This is a genomic window from Micromonospora sp. NPDC005553 (assembly GCF_042871765.1).
Classification (GTDB): domain Bacteria; phylum Actinomycetota; class Actinomycetes; order Mycobacteriales; family Micromonosporaceae; genus Micromonospora.
Genome location: NZ_JBIAJD010000003.1, coordinates 717,577 through 734,157 on the forward strand (window position 1 = coordinate 717,577; position 16,581 = coordinate 734,157).

The following is a 16,581-nucleotide window of genomic DNA, read 5'->3' on the forward strand; positions in this document are numbered from 1 at the left end:
CTGTTATCGGCGAAGGACAAGGAGTTCGACAGCAAACTCGGTGGGCGCTCAGAGGGCGGCCGCGATCCAGGTGACGATCGCGCCGACGACGACCAGAACCAGGTTCAGCCAGACGTCCTTCCGTTCGCCTCGGAAGAGGTGGAACCCGGCCGCGAGGACCTGCAGGATCGTCAGCCCGGCGGCTGCCGCGACGGCGAGGACGGGTGCGATTCCCGTGAGCGGCGGCAGGATGAGGCCGACGCCTCCGAGCACCTCCAACAGGCCGATGGCGCGTACGCCGGCCATCGGGACCGCGGTGCCTGCCCACGCCATCATCGGTGCGAGCTGCGCCCGGCTCCGGACCACCTTCATACCGCCTGAGTACAGGTAGAACAGCGCGAGCAGCCCGCCGACGATCCAGTACGCGATCTCCATCAGTCCCCCGTGGTCGCGAGTAGTAAGTAACCAGATCCTGGGGCATGATCGAGGGCTCTACAAAAGGCACATCGCTGTGCCCTACCCACATCGAGGGGTCATGTCGAAGTACGGGAAGTCGTGTCTGATCCGTGGCGACGGCGGCCGTGCCATTCGCGGCATCCTCAACCGGATCGGCGACAAGTGGAGCCTGCTGGTCGTGGCTACCCTCGACGGCGAACGCATGCGCTTCAGCGAGCTGCAGCAGCGCATCCCGGAGGTTTCTCAGCGCATGCTGACCCGGACCCTTCGGCACCTGGAACGCGACGGCCTCGTCTCCCGGCACGTCTTCGCCGAGGTGCCTCCGCGCGTCGAGTACCAGCTCACCGACACCGGCCGCACGCTGATCGGGCCCGCAGTGACCCTCGCCGAGTGGGCTGTCGAACACAACCCGGACATCGAGCGCAATCAGCACACCTACGACCTGCGCGAGCGCTGACCTGCGGGTGGTTGCGGCGCTCCAAGGGCCGGGGCAAAAACCGCCCGTCACGGCGCGCCACGGGTCCGCGCGGATCTCCGGTGTCCCTCGGACGGACGGTGAGGTCGCTTGTCCAGAGTGGGCACATAAGCCGGGAGGTGATCGGCCAGGTCGTCGCCCTCGCCGGATCTCGCCCTACTGCTCGGCCCAGGCACCCAGTTCGTTGCCGCTGGGGTCGGTGAAGTGGAACCGCCGGCCACCGGGGAACTCGTACGGCCCGTTCACCACCTGGCCGCCGGCCTCCTTGACGGCCTGCACCGACCGGTCCAGGTCGGTGGAGTAGAGCAGCACGAGTGGGCCGCCCGCCCGAACCTCCGCGTCCAGACGGAGACCGCCGACCTCGGGCGCGGCGTCGCCGTGTGGGCTGCGGATGCCGGCGTACTCCGGCCCGTAGTCGTTGAACTGCCAACCGAACGCGTCGGCGTAGAAGCGCTTGGCCGCGGCGAGGTCGGTCACCGTGAGCTCGACGTAGTCGATGGCGTGGTGTCGGTGTGGCGATGGCTCAGACATGCGCCGATCGTGCACCCCGGGTACGACGAAACCCCGAAGCGCAACGAAAGGTTGCGTGATGGGTGCCGGCTGTCGTAGGTTAAGTGCAACCAAAGGTTGCGAAAGGTTGTGGGCATGGAACAGGGAACGATCGAACGCGACATCCACGTCGACGCGTCCCCCGAGGTCGTCTTCGAGGTGGTCAGCCAACCCCAGCACATGCGGGAGTGGTGGCCCGACGATGCGCGGTTCGAATCCGTCGCCGGTGCGCCCGGCGAGCTGATCTGGCGCGACGCCGACACCGGCGAGACGAAGACCGTCGCGCTCGCCGTCGTCGAGGTCGACCCGCCGAAGCGGTTCTCCTTCCGGTGGTGCTTCACCGAGCCGGACCGGAGCGGGCAGGCGCTGTTCGTCACCTTCGACCTGGTGCCCAGCGGCACCGGGACGCTGATCCGGATGACCGAGACCGGATTCCGCGAGCTGGGTTGGGAGATCGCTGTCCTGGAAGAGCAGTACCGCGACCACGAGAACGGATGGAATCACTACATGCCCCGGCTGGGGGAGTACGTCGCGCGGCTGGTCGCGACCCCATGAGCGCGGTGGTCGACGACGAGCTGTGGTCGGCGATCGGCGACCCGATCCGTCGTACGATGATCGATCTTCTTCTCGCCGACGGGCCCGGCACGGCCACCTCGTTGAGCAGGCGGCTACCCGTCACCCGTCAGGCCGTCTCGAAGCACCTTGCGGTCCTCGACCGGGTTGGGCTGATCCACGCCGAACCGGCCGGTCGCGAGCGCCATTACCAGGTGGACGAGGCGCAACTCTCCCGCGCGGTCGCCCAGCTGTCGGCGGTCGGCTCCACCTGGGACGCCCGACTCCGCCGGATCAAGCGGATCGCCGAGGCGATCGAACGCACCCGCACCAACGACGAAGGAGATTGAGAATGGTCGACATCCTGCACCGGGTCGGCGTCGTCGCTCCGCTCGACGACGTCTACCGAGCGGTGGCCACGCCGGAGGGCCTCGCAGCCTGGTGGACCACCGACACGGTGGGCAAGAGCGAGGTCGGTGGACAGTTGGCGTTCCGGTTCGGCGATGCCGGCGGCTTCGACATGGAGGTCCTGGAGTTGAACCCCGCAGGGCGGGTGCGGTGGCGCGTCGTCGACGGCCCAGAGGAGTGGGTCGGCACCGAGGTCGACTGGCGTCTCGACCAGCGCGGCGAGTACACGATCGTCCAGTTCGCACATCGGGGCTGGCGCGAGCCGGTCGAGTTCATGCACCACTGCAGCACCAAGTGGGCGCTGTTCCTGATCAGCCTCAAGGAGCAGGTGGAGACCGGCCACGGCCGACCGGCCCCGGACGACGTGCGGATCAGCGACTGGCACTGACCTCGGTGACGGCTGCATCGCCGGGCAATCGCGAACCCCGCCTGGAGATCGCGATTGCTCCGGCGACCAGGCCGAGGGCCACGATCGCCACTGCGCAGAGCAGCAGCGTCGGGCGGGGGCCGATGGCACCCACCAGCGGCCCGCCCAGCATGGTGCCCAGCGGCACCGCCAGCACGAGGATGGCACCGTTCGCGGCGAGCACCGCGGGCAGTCGGGCGGTCGACGTGCTGCGCTGGAACAGCGCCATCGACGTGGACATGTACGGCGCCCAGATGAAGCCCGCCAGGGCGAACGCCGGCAACGACACGCCGACCGGTACGCCCAGGCCGAGCGGCAGCATGGCAACGCCGAACGCGACGACGATGCCGATGGTGGTGGCTCGCAGTGGCCAGCGGCGGAGGTAACCGGCGACCAGACCCCCGGCGAGACCGCCGACGCCGAACGCGGTGTAGTAGGCGCCGAGCAGCGTCGCGGAGGCGTGCAGGTCGTCGGTGATGTGAATGGGCATCGCCACGTACACCGGTCCGAAGAGGAAGAAGAACCCGAGGCTCAGCACCAGCAGGCCCAGCAGGGCCGGGTTCTGGCGGATGACCGCGAAGCCGGCCGCTCGCGAAGCGCCGCTCTCGGACCGTGCGGGTCCGTCGTTGGTGGAAAGGGCGAGACGGTACGTGAGGGCCAGCGCGGCGAAGGTTGCGGCGTCGATGGCGATGACCCAGACCGGCCCCACCCAGCCGATCAGGATGCCCGCCAGTGGCGGGCCGACGATTATGGCGAACCCTCCGATGGTGCTGACCACGGCATTGGCCGGCAAATGGTGTCGCTGCGGCAGCAGTTCGGCGATCAGGGTGAATCGGCCAGCGGCACCCCACGAGTGCAGCAGCGCCGACGCGGCCAGCAGAACCACGTACAGCCCGATGGTGAGCACGCCGGCGAGGTGGGCGAGGGGGATCGCCGCGAGCGCGCTGGCCCGCAGGATGGCGTCCCACCCGGCGAGTTGCGCGCCGCTTCGCCCGCGCAGCAGCCGACCGAAGACGACGGTCCCGGCCGCGCTGGGCAGTGTGTACGCCGCCATGGCCAGCGCGATCCAGGTGCCCCGCTGACCGTGCGGGGCGAGTTGGATGGCGAGCCAGGTCACCGCGACCACCGCCAGGCCGTCGCCCAACGCGGAGACGGCCAGCCCGGGTAGAACGCGTCGGAGTTGAGGGTGACTGACCACCGGCCAGTACGGGGAGGAGCGCGGGAATCGGGAGGCGTCCGGCATGCAGTCAGCACACCCGGCGAACGACCTGCGGATCAATCCCTGGCTGCTGGCAGCAGAATCAGCCGAGGGTGAAAGGCCGGGTCACCGCTTCGGGCCGTCGTTTCGGCGGGCAGCGCGGAAGGACGAGCCGATGCTCGCCACGATCGAACCCACCGAGGCGAGCGACACCGCCACAGTGCCGGCCGTGTCGGCCGCGCCGTCCCCGGTCACCCTGAGGACGATGCCGGTGACCATGAGGACGACCGACAGGGCCAGGACCACCTGGATGGCTCGTCTGCTCATGACGGCATCTCACTCTCGGTCGGCGGGAGATCGGCTCGGGTTCCTTGACGTCGGGGCGATGACTGCTCGACTTTCCGGAACCCGAGCCGATCAAACCGCTACTGAGTGCGGTAGACCGAGATGTGCGACGGGCTGTCGGCCTGGAACGGTCGCCGGTGCCAGTCGGCGTACCGCTCGGTGAGCCGGAGCCCGGCCCGCTGCGCCATCTCGTCGATCTGGTGCGGCCACGCGTACCGCATGGCGAACGGCTTCAGATGCACACCGTCCGCGTCGAACGTGATCGTCTGCCGGATGAACCGCTGCGCCGGCCGGTCGTACTTGTGCAGTCGGATCGTCGCGGAGTCCTCGGTCACGGCACGTACCTGCACCTGCTCGTCCTGGTCGAAGTCGCGCGGGTCGGGCACGAACGTCTCGATGACGAACGCGCCGCCGGGCGACAGCACCCGGGCGACGTTGCGGAAGCAGTCCGCCTGCCGCTCGGCGTCCACCAGGTTGAACAGGGTGTTGAACACCAGGTACGCGAGCCGGAACTCACCGGCCACTGGCACGTCCGCCATGTCGGCGACGACCACCGGGATCTGGTCGCCCCCGGGTTTCGCCCGCAGCTGCGCGACCATCTCCTCGGACGCCTCGACGCCCTGCACGGCGAGGCCGCGTTCGGCCAGCGGCAGCGCGACCCGGCCGGTGCCGATCGCCAGTTCGAGAACCGGACCCCCGTCGGCCAGGTCGGCCAGGAAGTCCACCGCTGGCGCGGGGTCGGGGTTGCCCGGGCCGTCGTAGTCGGCGGCCCAGAGACGGCCGAAGAGGCCGGGATCGTCGAAGACCGACATCAGCGGCCTCCGGGGTTGAAGTCAGCGGCGCTCAGCAGCGCCGGGGAAACAGTCCTGCTCACGAAGTCTCGATTCGTCGGGTCGGATGACGGTTGGTTCGGGGGACTTCGTCGTGTTGGGCATGGTGGCTGCTCCCTTCGCGTGACTGTCGACCGAGGACACCAGACACGTCGTGGGCCCGGCAAGGCAATTACGCCAGCCGGGCCCACGACGGGACGTGCGGTCAGGAGATGTGGTGAAGGATCACGTTGTGCACGTGGTGGCTCTTCTGCGCGCCACGGAACTCCACCTCGTAGGTGTGCGTGCCGACGTGGATGGCGATGGCGCCGGTGGAGAAGAACGAACCACCCCACGACTTGTTGCTGACCACGCTCACGCTGGTGATCTTCGAGTACGGGATGCTCGTGATCGCGAACCGCTTGCCGACGAACGAGCGGTCCTGGATGATCACGCGCCGGTCGGTCAGCCCGATGAACCCGGTACCGGTGCCGACGGCGTCGTAGACGGCGATGATCTGCTCGCCTTCGAGGAGGCCACTCTCGATCTGCTGGACCTGCTCTTTGCGGTCGTACGCGATGTTCGCCATGTGCCCCAGGTTAGGAAACCGGCGCCAACGCGCCCACCCGGGCGACGACCACGAACTCGCCGTCACCGAGGCCGACGGGCTCGCCGTGCCAGCCCCCGTGAATACGGTCCACGACAAAGCCCGCCCTGGTCAGCGAGGTGCGCAGCTCGGCCTCGGTGCGGAAGCGCAGGCTCGCCGAGCTGAGCAGTTCTTCCCCGTCATCGAAGTGGTAGTGGTGCGTGAAGTCGACCACTCCGCCGCGTACCCCGGTGACAGTGGTCCACGCGCGGACCTCGCCGCCGTCGGGCAGCGTGACCACACGGTGCGAATCCACCGGGTTCCACCGCTCCCAGCGACGGTCCGCCGGGTCGCGGGCGTCGAACACCAGCCGGCCGCCGGGCACGAGCGCCCGGGCCAGGTCGGCGAGGGTACGCGCCCACTCCGCATCGTTCACGAAGAACTGCGCGACGTGGCTGGTCAGCACCGCCACGTCGAACGCCCGCTCCGGCAGTAGCGCCGAGGTGCCCTCGATCCAGGTCACCTGATCACCACCCGGTCTGGCGCGGGCGGCGGCCACTGACGCGCCGGCCGGGTCCACCCCGGTGACGGTGTGGCCGGCAATGGCGAGGGCAACGGTCAGCCGGCCGGTGCCGCAGCCGAGGTCGAGCACCCGGGCGGCCGGGGTCTCGTCGACCACCGCCTGGAAGAAGTCGTCGTCCGGCCCCCACCGGCACTCCGCGTCGTACACCGGGACCAGCCGGTGGTGGCGGAACTCGGCGTGCCTCACCGGGGGTTCGCGTCGGTCGCGGCGCGGACGAACTCGCGTACCCGGGTGGTGGTGTTGCTGGGCAGCCAGACCGGCCCTCGTTCGATCGGTGGCGCGTCGTGGATGGGCACGTACGCCACGTCGGGGCGCGGGTAGTAGCGCCGCGTGTGCTCGCCCACCGGCAGGACTCCCCGGCCCAGCGCGACCAGGGACAGCATCTCGGAGAAGGTGTTCCCGGCGGGCCCCCTCGGCACCGTCCGGCCGGACGGGGTGCGCTCCGGGGTGCGGTCCCGCTTGAACTCCACCGAGGTCACTGTCGGGTACTGCACCACGGGGTGGTCGGCGAGCACCTCCAACGACACCGACCGTTCCCGGGTGAGCGGGTGACCCGCCGCCACCGCCAGCACGCGGTCCTCGCAGAGCAGCGCCGGGCCGGTGGCCATGCCGTCGAACGGGTACGAGGCGATCAACACGTCGGTCGAGCCGTCGAGCAGCCCGGACCGGGTGGTGGACAACCGCGCCTCGTGCACCTCCACCCGACAGTCGGGGTGCCGTTCACCGAACAGGGCCACCGCCCGGAGCAGCACCGGCGCGGTCCACTCGCCGAGGAACGCCACCCGCAGCGTCCCGGTCACGCCCCGGGCGGCGTCGGTCGCGCGGCGGACGGCCTCGTCCATGCCTGCCACCAGCGGGGCCAACTCGTCGGCGAGCTGTCGGCCGATCGGGGTGAGCCGGACGACCCGACTGGTGCGGGCGAACAGCGGTGCGCCGATCTGGCGCTCCAGCTTCTTCACGATGCGGCTCACCCGGCCGGTGCTGAGGGTCAAACGCTCGGCGGTCCGGCCGAAGTGCAGTTCGTCCGCGAGGGTCAGGAACGTCTCGACCTCGTACCGCTCCAGCACACCAATCCCATCGTTGACCTGTGGGCAACGATCGTAGCGGCATCAGGTCTTGGTCGGCGCACCTCGTCCGGGGATCGTGAACGCGGCAGGGAAGACCGAGCGAAAGGCTCCGACATGAGCATTGACGACTACCTGGCCGGCGTGAGCGCGGTGCGGGTAACCGGTTTCGACCACCTGGTGCTGACCGTCGCCGACGTGGAACGCTCCCTGAGCTTCTACTGCGACCGGCTCGGGCTGGCACCGGTACGGGTCGACGAGTGGCGTGCGGGCACCGTCCCGTTCCCGTCGGTGCGGATCAGCCCCGACAGCATCATCGACCTCGTCCGCGGTGAGCCGCAGGGCGCGAACGTCGACCACTTCTGCCTCGTGGTGGCTCCACTGGAATGGGAGCAGGTGATCGAGTCGGGGGTCTTCGCGGTGCTGACCGGGCCGGTCAGCCGGTTCGGCGCCCGCGGTTCGGCGACCTCGATCTACGTACGGGACCCGGACGGCAACTCGGTGGAGCTGCGCTGGTACCCCCAGGACGCCGGGTCGGATGCGGAGACGGTCGTCAGGCCTCGGTGACCGCCCGGTAGGCGTCCTCGATGCGCGCGGCCAACAGCACCTCGCCCTCGGTCAGCGGCTCGCCGCTGCCGTGCCCGACCCGGATCTGGGTGCTGTCGGCCCGGCGGCTGATCTCGGGTCGCAGATGCAGCGCATCCGCGACGACCTTGACCCGTTCAGTTAGTGCGGCGTGTTGGGTATCGTCGATCACGAGCGTCCGTCGGATCTGCTCGCCCTCGCGCGTCCAACCAGATAGCAAGGTCAACGCGTCGGAAAGGTAGTCGTGCTTGGCCCTGCTGTTGAACAGCACGCGCATCACCGCACCCCCCAAGCGCCGTTGCCGGCTTGTGGCCAAATCGTCGCCATCCCGTGTCTTGTCGGTGCCCCCTAGTCTCCCGCTGCTCGGAGGGGGTGTCCACGCCCACACTTCCGTGTCTTGCTGGCCTAGCGGACGGCTACGGTACCCAAACCGCCGATTGATCTGGCACCCTGGACGCCCGTGCGGACCGAACGGGCGAATGATGGCGGGCAGGCCGAACGACGGGACCTGAAGGTGATCGTCGGTGCGGCGATCATCCGGGATGGGCGGGTGCTCGCCTGTGCGCGTTCCGCCCCACCCGAAGTAGCGGGCATGTGGGAGTTTCCGGGCGGAAAGGTCGAGCCGGGGGAGGCCGAGACCGACGCGTTGATCCGGGAGTGCGCCGAGGAGTTGGCCGTACGCGTCGAGATCGGCGCACGGGTCGGCCGCAACGTACGGATGGCGCACGGCCGCTCGGTGCTCAAGGTGTACGCGGCCCGCCTGCTCGGCGGCGACCAGCCACAGGCGCTGGAACACGAGGCGCTCCGCTGGCTCACGGCCGACGAACTGGACTCGGTCACCTGGCTCCCCGCCGACGCCCCCATCGTGGCCGCCCTCCGCCCCCTCCTCCTGCGCAACCCTCGTTGATCATGAAGTTATTGCCATGACACGCCGCGCAGGAGGGCAATAACTTCATGATCAACGGGGGCGGGGGCGGGGGCGGGGGCGGGGGCGGGGGCGGGGGCGGGGGCGGGGGGCCGGGGGCCGGGGGCGGGGGTTGGGAAGTGGGGCGGGGGGCGGGGGCCCCGGCCCCGCCCCCCGGGGTGTTGAGGGGGGGACTGGGTGTTTTGCAGGTCCCGGGGTGCGGAGTTGAGGGGGGCCCGCGGCAGCGGGAAGGTCACGTCGTCGCCGAAGGGCGACGGCGCGGCGGCCCGGTCGAAGGTGAGCTCGGTCAGCGGCAGCTTGCCCCGGTCGTCGACCGCCGGAGCGGTCGGGTGGGGCACCTCCCGGTGCCAGTTGACGCCGCTCTGTGCCTGCGCCTCAGCCCCCGAGTCGTGGGAGCCACCCGCGTGCGAGTGCACCCCACCCCGGGCGGAGCCCGGCGTCGCCGAGCCCTGACGGGCGGTGGTCACGCTGGTCTGGGGCGTCTCGCCCCGACGGAAGATCTTGCTACCAAGCCACACAAGGGGATCGTACCTGCGGTCGACGACCCGTTCCTTCATGGGGATGATCCCGTTGTCGGTGATCTTGATGTGCTCGGGGCAGACCTCGGTGCAGCACTTGGTGATGTTGCAGAAGCCGAGGCCCTGTTCGGCCTGCGCGTACTCCTTGCGGTCGGTCCGGGCGTCCAGCGGGTGCATGTCCAGCTCGGCCGCCCGGATGAAGTACCGCGGACCGGAGAACGCCTGCTTGTTCTCCTCGTGATCGCGGATCACGTGGCAGACCGTCTGGCACAGGAAGCACTCGATGCACTTGCGGAACTCCTGCGAGCGCTCCACGTCGACCTGCTGCATCCGGTAGTCGCCCGGAGCCACGTCCGTCGGAGGGGCGAACGCCGGGGTCTCCCGTGCCTTCTCGTAGTTGAACGAGACGTCGGTGACCAGGTCCCGGATGACCGGGAAGGTGCGCAGCGGGGTGACAGTGACGGTCTCGTCGTCGCCGAAGGTCGACATCCGCGTCATACAACCCAGCCGCGGCTTGCCGTTGATCTCCATCGAGCAGGAGCCGCACTTGCCGGCCTTGCAGTTCCACCGGCAGGCCAGGTCGGGCGCATCGGTGGCTTGCAGGCGGTGGATGACGTCGAGGACGACCTCGCCCTCGTTCACCTCCACCATGTAGTCCTGGAGGTCGCCGCCGCTCTCGTCGCCCCGCCAGATCCGGAACTGACGCTTGCCGCTCATCGGTTGTCCGCCTCTCCAGCGTCGTCAACGAGGGCGTCGAAGTCGGCGAGCTCCTCGTCGGTGAGGTACTTGGCCAGCTCGGCCCGGTCGAAGAGGCCGATCAGCTCCGACCGCATCTTCGGCAGCGGCTTGCGGGTCAGCTGCACGGTGTCGCCGTCCAGCGCGCAGACCAGGTTGACCTGCCGCCACTTCGGCTCCATCGTCGGGTAGTCCTCGCGGGTGTGCCCGCCGCGCGACTCCTGCCGCTCCAGCGCCGCCTTCGCGGTGCACTCCGAGACCACCAGCATGTTGCGCAGGTCCAGGGCCAGGTGCCAGCCCGGGTTGTAGCGTCGGCCGCCGGCCGCGCTCACCTTGGCCACCCGCTCACGCAGCTCGGCGAGCCGGACCAGCGCGTCGGCCAGCTCACCCTCCCGGCGGATGATGCCCACCAGATCCCCCATCACCGCCTGGAGGTCCTGCTGAAGGGTGTACGGGTTCTCGCCGGTGTCCCGTTGCAGCGGCGCGAGGGCGGTCTCCACGGCCGCCTCGACCTCGTTCACGGCCACCTTCGGTCGGGCGGTCAGCCCGTCGGCGTAGCTGGCCGCGTGCCCGCCCGCCCGCTTGCCGAAGACCAGCAGGTCGGACAGGGAGTTACCACCGAGGCGGTTGGAGCCGTGCATGCCACCGGAGACCTCACCGGCGGCGAACAGCCCGCGTACGTGGCCGAAGGCAGCACCCGAGTCCGGATCGACCTCGACGCCGCCCATCACGTAGTGGCAGGTCGGGCCGACCTCCATCGGCTCGGCCGTGATGTCGACGTCGGCCAGCTCCTTGAACTGGTGGTACATCGACGGCAGCCGGCGGCGGATCTCGTCGGCGGAACGTCGGCTCGCGATGTCCAGGAAGACGCCACCGGCGGGGGAGCCCCGGCCGGCCTTGACCTCGCTGTTGATGGCCCGGGCCACCTCGTCGCGGGGCAGCAGCTCCGGCGGGCGTCGGTTGTTGTCCGGGTCGGTGTACCAGCGGTCCGCCTCCTCCTCGGTCTCCGCGTACTGCTTGCGGAAGACGTCGGGGACGTAGTCGAACATGAACCGCTTGCCCTCGGAGTTCTTCAGGACGCCGCCGTCACCGCGCACCGACTCGGTGACCAGGATGCCCTTCACCGAGGGCGGCCAGACCATGCCGGTCGGGTGGAACTGGAGGAACTCCATGTTGATCAGCGTCGCCCCAGCGCGCAGCGCCAGCGCGTGCCCGTCCCCGGTGTACTCCCAGGAGTTCGAGGTGACCTTGTACGAGCGCCCGACGCCGCCGGTGGCAAGCACGACCGCCGGCGCCTCGAAGAGGATGAACTCGCCCGACTCGCGGTAGTAGCCGAACGCGCCGGCCACCCGGTCACCGTCGAGCAGCAGCTCGGTGATGGTCGTCTCGGAGAACACCCTGATCCGGGCGTCGTACGAGCCGAACTCCCGCTGGTCCTCCTGCTGAAGCGAGACGATCTTCTGCTGGAGGGTGCGGATCAGCTCCAGCCCGGTCCGGTCACCAACGTGCGCCAGGCGCGGGTACTCGTGGCCACCGAAGTTGCGCTGCGAGATCTTGCCGTCCTTGGTGCGGTCGAAGAGCGCACCGTACGTCTCCAGCTCCCAGATCCGCTGCGGCGACTCCTTCGCGTGCAGCTCGGCCATCCGGAAGTTGTTGAGGAACTTGCCACCGCGCATGGTGTCGCGGAAGTGCACCTGCCAGTTGTCCCGGCTGTTCACATTGCCCATCGCGGCGGCGGCGCCGCCCTCGGCCATCACCGTGTGCGCCTTGCCGAACAGCGACTTGGAGATGATCGCGGTCTTCTTGCCGGCCAGTCGGGCCTCGATCGCCGCGCGCAGACCGGCGCCGCCGGCCCCGATGACGACGACGTCGTAGTGGTGTCGTTCGATGCGAGTGGTTGTGGTCATGTCAGGGGCCCTTTAGTTGATGAACCGCAGGTCGGAGAACCAGCCGGCAGCGAGCGCCATGATGTAGAAGTCGGCCAGCGCCAGGGTGCCGAGGGTGATCCAGGCGAGCTGCATGTGCCGGACGTTCAACGCCGAGACGAAGGTCCAGGCCTTGTACCGCACCGGGTGCTTGGAGAAGTGCTTGAGCCGGCCGCCGATGATGTGCCGGCAGGAGTGGCAGGAGATCGTGTACGCCCAGAGCATCACCACGTTGAGCAGCAGGATGATGTTGCCCAGCCCGAAGCCGAAGCCCTTCGGCGAGTGGAAGGCGAGAATCGCGTCCCAGGTGTTGATCAGCGAGATGATCGCGGCGGCGTAGAAGAAGTAGCGGTGCAGGTTCTGCCCGAGCAGCGGGAAACGGGTCTCACCGCCGTACTCCTTGTGCCCGTCCGGGACCGCGCAGGCCGGCGGCGACAGCCAGAACGACCGGTAGTACGCCTTGCGGTAGTAGTAGCAGGTGAGCCGGAACAGCAGCAGGAACGGCAGGGTCAGCGCGGCGTCCGGGATGATCCACCAGCCGGGCAGGAACCGGCCGAAGTGCGAGGCTTCCTCGACACACCGGTCGGTCACGCACGGGGAGTAGAACGGGGTCAGGTAGTGGAACTGGTCCACCCAGTACCACTTGTGCATGAAGACCCGGACCGTCGCGTACGCGACCCAGGCGCTGAGCCCGATCACGGTGATCAGCGGGGCGAACCACCATCGGTCGGTACGCAACGTCTTCGCCGCGATGGCGGCGCGCGCCCGCGCCCCCTTCGGCCTCGTTGCCGTTGAAGTCATTCGAGTCGTCTCCTCGACGGGCCCGTACGGGCGGGCTGGTCTCTCTCCGGTCGGCACGCGGACCGGCGAACCCGCACCCGCTGCCACGTCATGCGCACACCAACGACCACGCCGGATCGACCGACGCAGCTAAGTGACACACGTTACGCCGATCTCCGCGAGCCGTCCGCGCAAGGGAGTGTCCCGTGTGTCTGGCCTGCGGAAAAGCCCTCGACGCGCCGGTTTGGCGCGCGTCGTCGACCATCAGCGAGCGTGGCCGACAACGTCAGCCGGATGCTCCTCCGGTGAAGTGCCACGACGCCAGCCGCAGCGACGGCGCCGCCCACCAGGCACCGTCCACCCGGTCCGGTTGGCGCACCGCCCGCGCGCCGAGCCCGAGCACCGCCCCAGGCCCGAGCGCCCGCGGGTACGACTCGGTGAACCGCAGGTCACGGACCGCCCGGACGACAGTGCCGTCCTCGATCAGCCAGACGCCGTTGCGGGTCAAGCCGGTGACGACGAGACTCTTCGGGTCGAGCACCCGGGTGTACCAGAGATCGGTGACCAGCAGCCCTCGGCGTACACCGGCCACCAACGCGGCGGTGTCCGCGTCGACGACCGCCCCGGCCGCCGCGCCGGTGGTGCTCCGGCCCACTGCACTGGCCGGACCCGCCACCGCGCCGGTCAGCCGCAGGTTGCGGGGCATCGGGCCCCAGGTGGCACCCCCCGCGACCGCGTGCCCGGTGGACTGCGCGCCCGCCTCGGCGGCGGTCCGGCGATCGTGCGCCACCGCCCGGGTGGTGCCCGCCTCGACGAGCGTCAGCGCCCGTCGGCCGGTGCCCTCCGCGTCGAACGGCAACCCGGACCCGCCCAGCGGGTCGTCCACCACTGTCACCGCCCTGTCGAACTGGGCCGCGCCCGGCTCGGCGAACGACTGCCGCTCGGCGTACCGCTTGCCGTTGAAGCCGAAGAAGGACAGGTTCTGCAGGAGGTCCGCCACCGCGGCCGGCTCGAACACCACCTCGTAGTGCCCCGGCGGCAGCTCGACCGGGTCGGCCGCCGCCCGCACCTTCGCGGCCGCCTGCGCGCCCAACTCGGCGCCGTCGAGGTCGGACAGCCGGTCGGCGCTGCGCCGGGCCACCCCGTCGGCGCCGTCGAGGCGGGCGATGCCGTCCATCGCCGCCTCCACCGAGCGGCCGTACGCCGAGTGCCCGGCCGAGTTGGCGAACGCCGACGAGCGGTGCGCGGTGCGGCAGTAACCGGCGGTGCTGAGGCCCCCGGCGGCGGCCACGAACGCCCCCACCCGATCGGCCCGTTGATCCGGCTCAGCGTGCGCGGTGGCCTCGTCGACGGGCGGGGCGTCCGGCGTGGGCGTGGGAGGGGTCAGCCCCGGCCAACCCGGGTCGGGCGGGCAGAGCCGCGCCGCGGCCAGGGTGCGCTCCACCAGATCGGACAACCCGTCGGCGGTGACCACGCTGCCGCCACCGGCAGCCGTCCGACCGTCGACGTGCACCCGCAGCCGGACCCCGACGGTGGACTCGGAGACGTTCTGGTGGATGCCCGAGTTGGCGAACCGGGTCAGCGCCAGGTCCGCCCGCGTCACCACCGCCTCGGCCTGCGCGGCCGGCCCGCCAAGACGCCGAACCAGCTCGACAACCTGCCCGGCCAGCTCCAACTCGGTCATGCTGAAACCCCCACCCGGACGTTGCGGAACCGGGCCGGCGCGGCCGGGTGGCCGGTGTGCCCGATCTGGCCGGGCTGGCCCTTACCGCAGTTGGGCGTGCCCCAGGAGACCGTCTCGCTGGAGAGCATGTCCATCGAGCGCCAGAAAAGCGGGCCGATCCCGGTGTACGTGGGGTTGCGCAGCATCCGCCCCCGCCGCCCCTTCTTGATCTCCCAGCCGACCTCGCAGCCGAACTGGAAGTTGAGCCGCTTGTCGTCGATCGACCAGGACCGGTTGAGGTCCATCAACACGCCGTCGTCGGTGGCCGCGATGATCTCCTCCAGCGTGTGCGGGCCGGGTTCCAGGCCGACGTTGGTCATCCGCACCATCGGCAGCCGGGCCCACCCGTCGGCCCGTACGCTGCCGCCGTAGTCGAGGCTCGCCATGGCTGCGGAGTCGCGGCCGGCGAGCACACCCACCCAACGGCCGTCCCGGACCGCGTCCCGCTTGACCGCCGGGGAGCCCTCGTCGTCGAAACCGAAGCTGCCCAGCGCACCCGGGATCGTCGGGTCGATGGTGATGTTCATCAGCTCCGAGCCGTAACGCAGCGAGCCGAGCTGCGCCAGGTCCAGCCAGGACGTGCCGGCGAAGGCCGCCTCCCAGCCGAGGATCCGGTCCAGTTCGATGGCGTGCCCGACCGACTCGTGGATCTGCAGGGCCAACTGCTCGCCGCCGAGGATCAGGTCTGTCTCGCCGGCCGGGCAGGCCGGCGCGGTGAGCAGCGCCCGGGACTCCTCGGCGATCTGCGCGGCGTGCGCGGCCAGATCCAGCGACTCGACCAGCTCCCACCCGGTGGTGCCGTACTGGCCGCGGTAGCTCGGCCAGGAGCGGCGCTGCGTCTCGCCGTCGCCGATCGAGGTGGCCGAGATGCCGCCGCCGCACTCGCGGATGCGCTGGTCGATCCGGTGGCCCTCGCTGGAGACGAACCACTTCGCGGTGTCCCAGATCTGGTACAGGCCCTCGGCCAGGTCCGCGCCGTGCTCGGCCATCGTGCGCGTGGCGTCGACGAGCAGATCGCCCTTGTCGGACAGCGGCACCCCGAGCGGGTCGATCTGGCAGCCGGAGGCCCAGCTCGCGGTCACAGCCTGGACCGGCACCAGGTCGACCGAAGGGCCTGGCACCCGCGCGCTCGCCATGGCGGTCCGCGTCGCGCGCCGGCCGGCGTCGCGGGCGGCGGCGTCCGACAGATCGGGTACGGCGTGGAAGCCCCAACTCGCCCCGACCAGCGCTCTGACCCCGAGCCCGATGCTCTCGTCCTGGGTCAGTTCCTCCACGTCACCGTTGCGCGCGGTCATCGACTCGTAGCGGCGGTGCATCACCCGGGCGTCGGCGTACCGGGCGCCCGCGTCGAGGGCGGCCTGGACGGCGGCGGCGGCCGCGTCGAACTCGGTCATGGACCGACCCTAGGCCAGCGGACCGACACCCGTCAGGGGAGCAGTTCCTCCGGCCGGATGGTGGCCTTCACCGGCTCAGTCAGCTCCAACACCTCGCCGATCCTGGTGGTCGACCGCTCTACGTAGTGGGCCCCCTGTAGCTGGTAGAGGTTCACGCTCAGGCTTTCTTGCTCAACGAGGAGATACCACTCGATCCCGGCTGTGGCGTACAGGTGCGGCTTCAGCACCCGGTCGATGGTGGCGGTGTGTGGTGCGGTGACCTCCCCGACCAGCAGGACCGGGTCCGCCGGCACGCAGTCGGCCGTGAGATCCAGCTCCGCCGTCACCACAAGGTCGGGGTTGAGGATCCGCGTGCCGCTCAGTCGTAGGTTGATCACCGGAAGCAGAGTGCGATCCGCCGCCACGCAGCCGGGTTCCAACGCGGCCGTCAGACCACGGACGAACACCTGGTGTCGGACGGACGGCGGTGGTCCGATGAGCAGGCTGCCGTCGAGGAGTTCGATCCGCTGGGCTGTCTCACCGAGGGCGAGGTAGTCCGACTCGGTCCATGGCAGCGCGTGGCCAAAGATGCTGGCGGGAATCATCT

At 70.1% G+C, this 16,581-nt stretch carries 20 protein-coding genes and 1 pseudogene; 6 read left to right on the forward strand and 15 right to left on the reverse strand.

Going from position 1 to position 16,581, the window contains the following annotated elements:
* Positions 1-48 precede the first annotated feature (48 nt).
* On the reverse strand, positions 49-414 hold the full coding sequence (locus ACFYPG_RS15900) for a DoxX family protein (protein ID WP_355010157.1): 366 nt from the start codon (positions 412-414) through the stop codon (positions 49-51).
* Between the two features lie 100 nt (positions 415-514).
* On the opposite strand from ACFYPG_RS15900, the gene ACFYPG_RS15905 reads away from it, so the two are divergent.
* The gene (locus ACFYPG_RS15905; protein WP_355010156.1) at positions 515-892 is read left to right on the forward strand and encodes a helix-turn-helix domain-containing protein; all 378 of its coding nucleotides are present in this window, start codon (positions 515-517) and stop codon (positions 890-892) included.
* A 174-nt stretch (positions 893-1,066) separates the two neighbouring features.
* Here the strand turns inward: ACFYPG_RS15905 and ACFYPG_RS15910 are convergent, their stop codons facing one another.
* A complete protein-coding gene (locus tag ACFYPG_RS15910; protein WP_387352473.1) occupies positions 1,067-1,441 on the reverse strand; it encodes a VOC family protein in 375 nt (124 codons plus the stop codon).
* Positions 1,442-1,555: 114 nt separating this feature from the next.
* On the opposite strand from ACFYPG_RS15910, the gene ACFYPG_RS15915 reads away from it, so the two are divergent.
* Genes ACFYPG_RS15915 through ACFYPG_RS15925 form a run of 3 tightly spaced genes read left to right on the forward strand, consistent with a single transcriptional unit; the run spans position 1,556 to position 2,807 of the window.
* On the forward strand, positions 1,556-2,014 hold the full coding sequence (locus tag ACFYPG_RS15915; RefSeq protein WP_355010154.1) for an SRPBCC domain-containing protein: 459 nt from the start codon (positions 1,556-1,558) through the stop codon (positions 2,012-2,014).
* Complete coding sequence (locus tag ACFYPG_RS15920; protein ID WP_387352475.1) at positions 2,011-2,361, forward strand: ArsR/SmtB family transcription factor; 351 nt, start codon at positions 2,011-2,013, stop codon at positions 2,359-2,361. The genes ACFYPG_RS15915 and ACFYPG_RS15920 overlap by 4 nt, the downstream gene beginning before the upstream one ends.
* 2 nt (positions 2,362-2,363) lie before the next feature.
* Complete coding sequence (locus ACFYPG_RS15925; protein ID WP_355010152.1) at positions 2,364-2,807, forward strand: SRPBCC domain-containing protein; 444 nt, start codon at positions 2,364-2,366, stop codon at positions 2,805-2,807.
* On the opposite strand, the gene ACFYPG_RS15930 is transcribed toward ACFYPG_RS15925, so the two are convergent.
* From ACFYPG_RS15930 to ACFYPG_RS15955, 6 genes are all read right to left on the reverse strand, one after another.
* Positions 2,791-4,068, reverse strand: a complete 1,278-nt coding sequence (locus tag ACFYPG_RS15930) for an MFS transporter (protein ID WP_387352477.1) — start codon at positions 4,066-4,068, stop codon at positions 2,791-2,793. The two genes, ACFYPG_RS15925 and ACFYPG_RS15930, sit on opposite strands and share 17 nt — an antisense overlap.
* Before the next feature lie 81 nt (positions 4,069-4,149).
* Positions 4,150-4,350: a hypothetical protein gene (locus ACFYPG_RS15935; RefSeq protein ID WP_387352479.1), complete on the reverse strand. Its 201-nt coding sequence runs from the start codon at positions 4,348-4,350 to the stop codon at positions 4,150-4,152.
* A 98-nt stretch (positions 4,351-4,448) separates the two neighbouring features.
* Positions 4,449-5,180: a class I SAM-dependent methyltransferase gene (locus tag ACFYPG_RS15940; protein WP_387352481.1), complete on the reverse strand. Its 732-nt coding sequence runs from the start codon at positions 5,178-5,180 to the stop codon at positions 4,449-4,451.
* Between the two features lie 223 nt (positions 5,181-5,403).
* Entirely contained in the window at positions 5,404-5,766 is a 363-nt protein-coding gene (locus tag ACFYPG_RS15945; protein ID WP_030337500.1) for a PH domain-containing protein, read from the reverse strand.
* Between the two features lie 10 nt (positions 5,767-5,776).
* Complete coding sequence (locus tag ACFYPG_RS15950; protein WP_355010148.1) at positions 5,777-6,532, reverse strand: methyltransferase domain-containing protein; 756 nt, start codon at positions 6,530-6,532, stop codon at positions 5,777-5,779.
* Positions 6,529-7,413: a LysR family transcriptional regulator gene (locus tag ACFYPG_RS15955; RefSeq protein WP_387352483.1), complete on the reverse strand. Its 885-nt coding sequence runs from the start codon at positions 7,411-7,413 to the stop codon at positions 6,529-6,531. Before ACFYPG_RS15955 ends, ACFYPG_RS15950 begins: the two co-directional genes overlap by 4 nt.
* Before the next feature lie 114 nt (positions 7,414-7,527).
* On the opposite strand from ACFYPG_RS15955, the gene ACFYPG_RS15960 reads away from it, so the two are divergent.
* Positions 7,528-7,977: a VOC family protein gene (locus ACFYPG_RS15960; protein ID WP_387352484.1), complete on the forward strand. Its 450-nt coding sequence runs from the start codon at positions 7,528-7,530 to the stop codon at positions 7,975-7,977.
* Here the strand turns inward: ACFYPG_RS15960 and ACFYPG_RS15965 are convergent.
* Positions 7,964-8,272: a 4a-hydroxytetrahydrobiopterin dehydratase gene (locus tag ACFYPG_RS15965; RefSeq protein ID WP_112604995.1), complete on the reverse strand. Its 309-nt coding sequence runs from the start codon at positions 8,270-8,272 to the stop codon at positions 7,964-7,966. The genes ACFYPG_RS15960 and ACFYPG_RS15965 overlap by 14 nt on opposite strands.
* A 183-nt stretch (positions 8,273-8,455) precedes the next feature.
* On the opposite strand from ACFYPG_RS15965, the gene ACFYPG_RS15970 reads away from it, so the two are divergent.
* Positions 8,456-8,902, forward strand: coding sequence for a (deoxy)nucleoside triphosphate pyrophosphohydrolase (locus ACFYPG_RS15970; RefSeq protein ID WP_355010145.1), 447 nt, complete (start codon positions 8,456-8,458; stop codon positions 8,900-8,902).
* 215 nt (positions 8,903-9,117) lie between these two features.
* Here ACFYPG_RS15970 and ACFYPG_RS15975 read toward each other — a convergent pair.
* The 6 genes and pseudogenes from ACFYPG_RS15975 to ACFYPG_RS16000 form a co-directional block, all read right to left on the reverse strand.
* A pseudogene (locus ACFYPG_RS15975) lies at positions 9,118-10,155 on the reverse strand (succinate dehydrogenase/fumarate reductase iron-sulfur subunit); the annotation flags it as partial.
* A complete protein-coding gene (locus ACFYPG_RS15980; protein ID WP_355008231.1) occupies positions 10,152-12,080 on the reverse strand; it encodes a fumarate reductase/succinate dehydrogenase flavoprotein subunit in 1,929 nt (642 codons plus the stop codon). The pseudogene ACFYPG_RS15975 and the gene ACFYPG_RS15980, both read right to left, overlap by 4 nt.
* A 12-nt stretch (positions 12,081-12,092) precedes the next feature.
* Entirely contained in the window at positions 12,093-12,899 is an 807-nt protein-coding gene (locus tag ACFYPG_RS15985) for a hypothetical protein (protein ID WP_124859396.1), read from the reverse strand.
* 265 nt (positions 12,900-13,164) lie between these two features.
* Complete coding sequence (locus ACFYPG_RS15990; RefSeq protein WP_387352486.1) at positions 13,165-14,562, reverse strand: TldD/PmbA family protein; 1,398 nt, start codon at positions 14,560-14,562, stop codon at positions 13,165-13,167.
* Entirely contained in the window at positions 14,559-15,995 is a 1,437-nt protein-coding gene (locus ACFYPG_RS15995) for a TldD/PmbA family protein (RefSeq protein ID WP_357199827.1), read from the reverse strand. The genes ACFYPG_RS15990 and ACFYPG_RS15995 overlap by 4 nt, the downstream gene beginning before the upstream one ends.
* A gap of 32 nt (positions 15,996-16,027) precedes the next feature.
* Positions 16,028-16,579, reverse strand: coding sequence for a Uma2 family endonuclease (locus ACFYPG_RS16000; RefSeq protein WP_387352489.1), 552 nt, complete (start codon positions 16,577-16,579; stop codon positions 16,028-16,030).
* Positions 16,580-16,581: the final 2 nt, after the last annotated feature.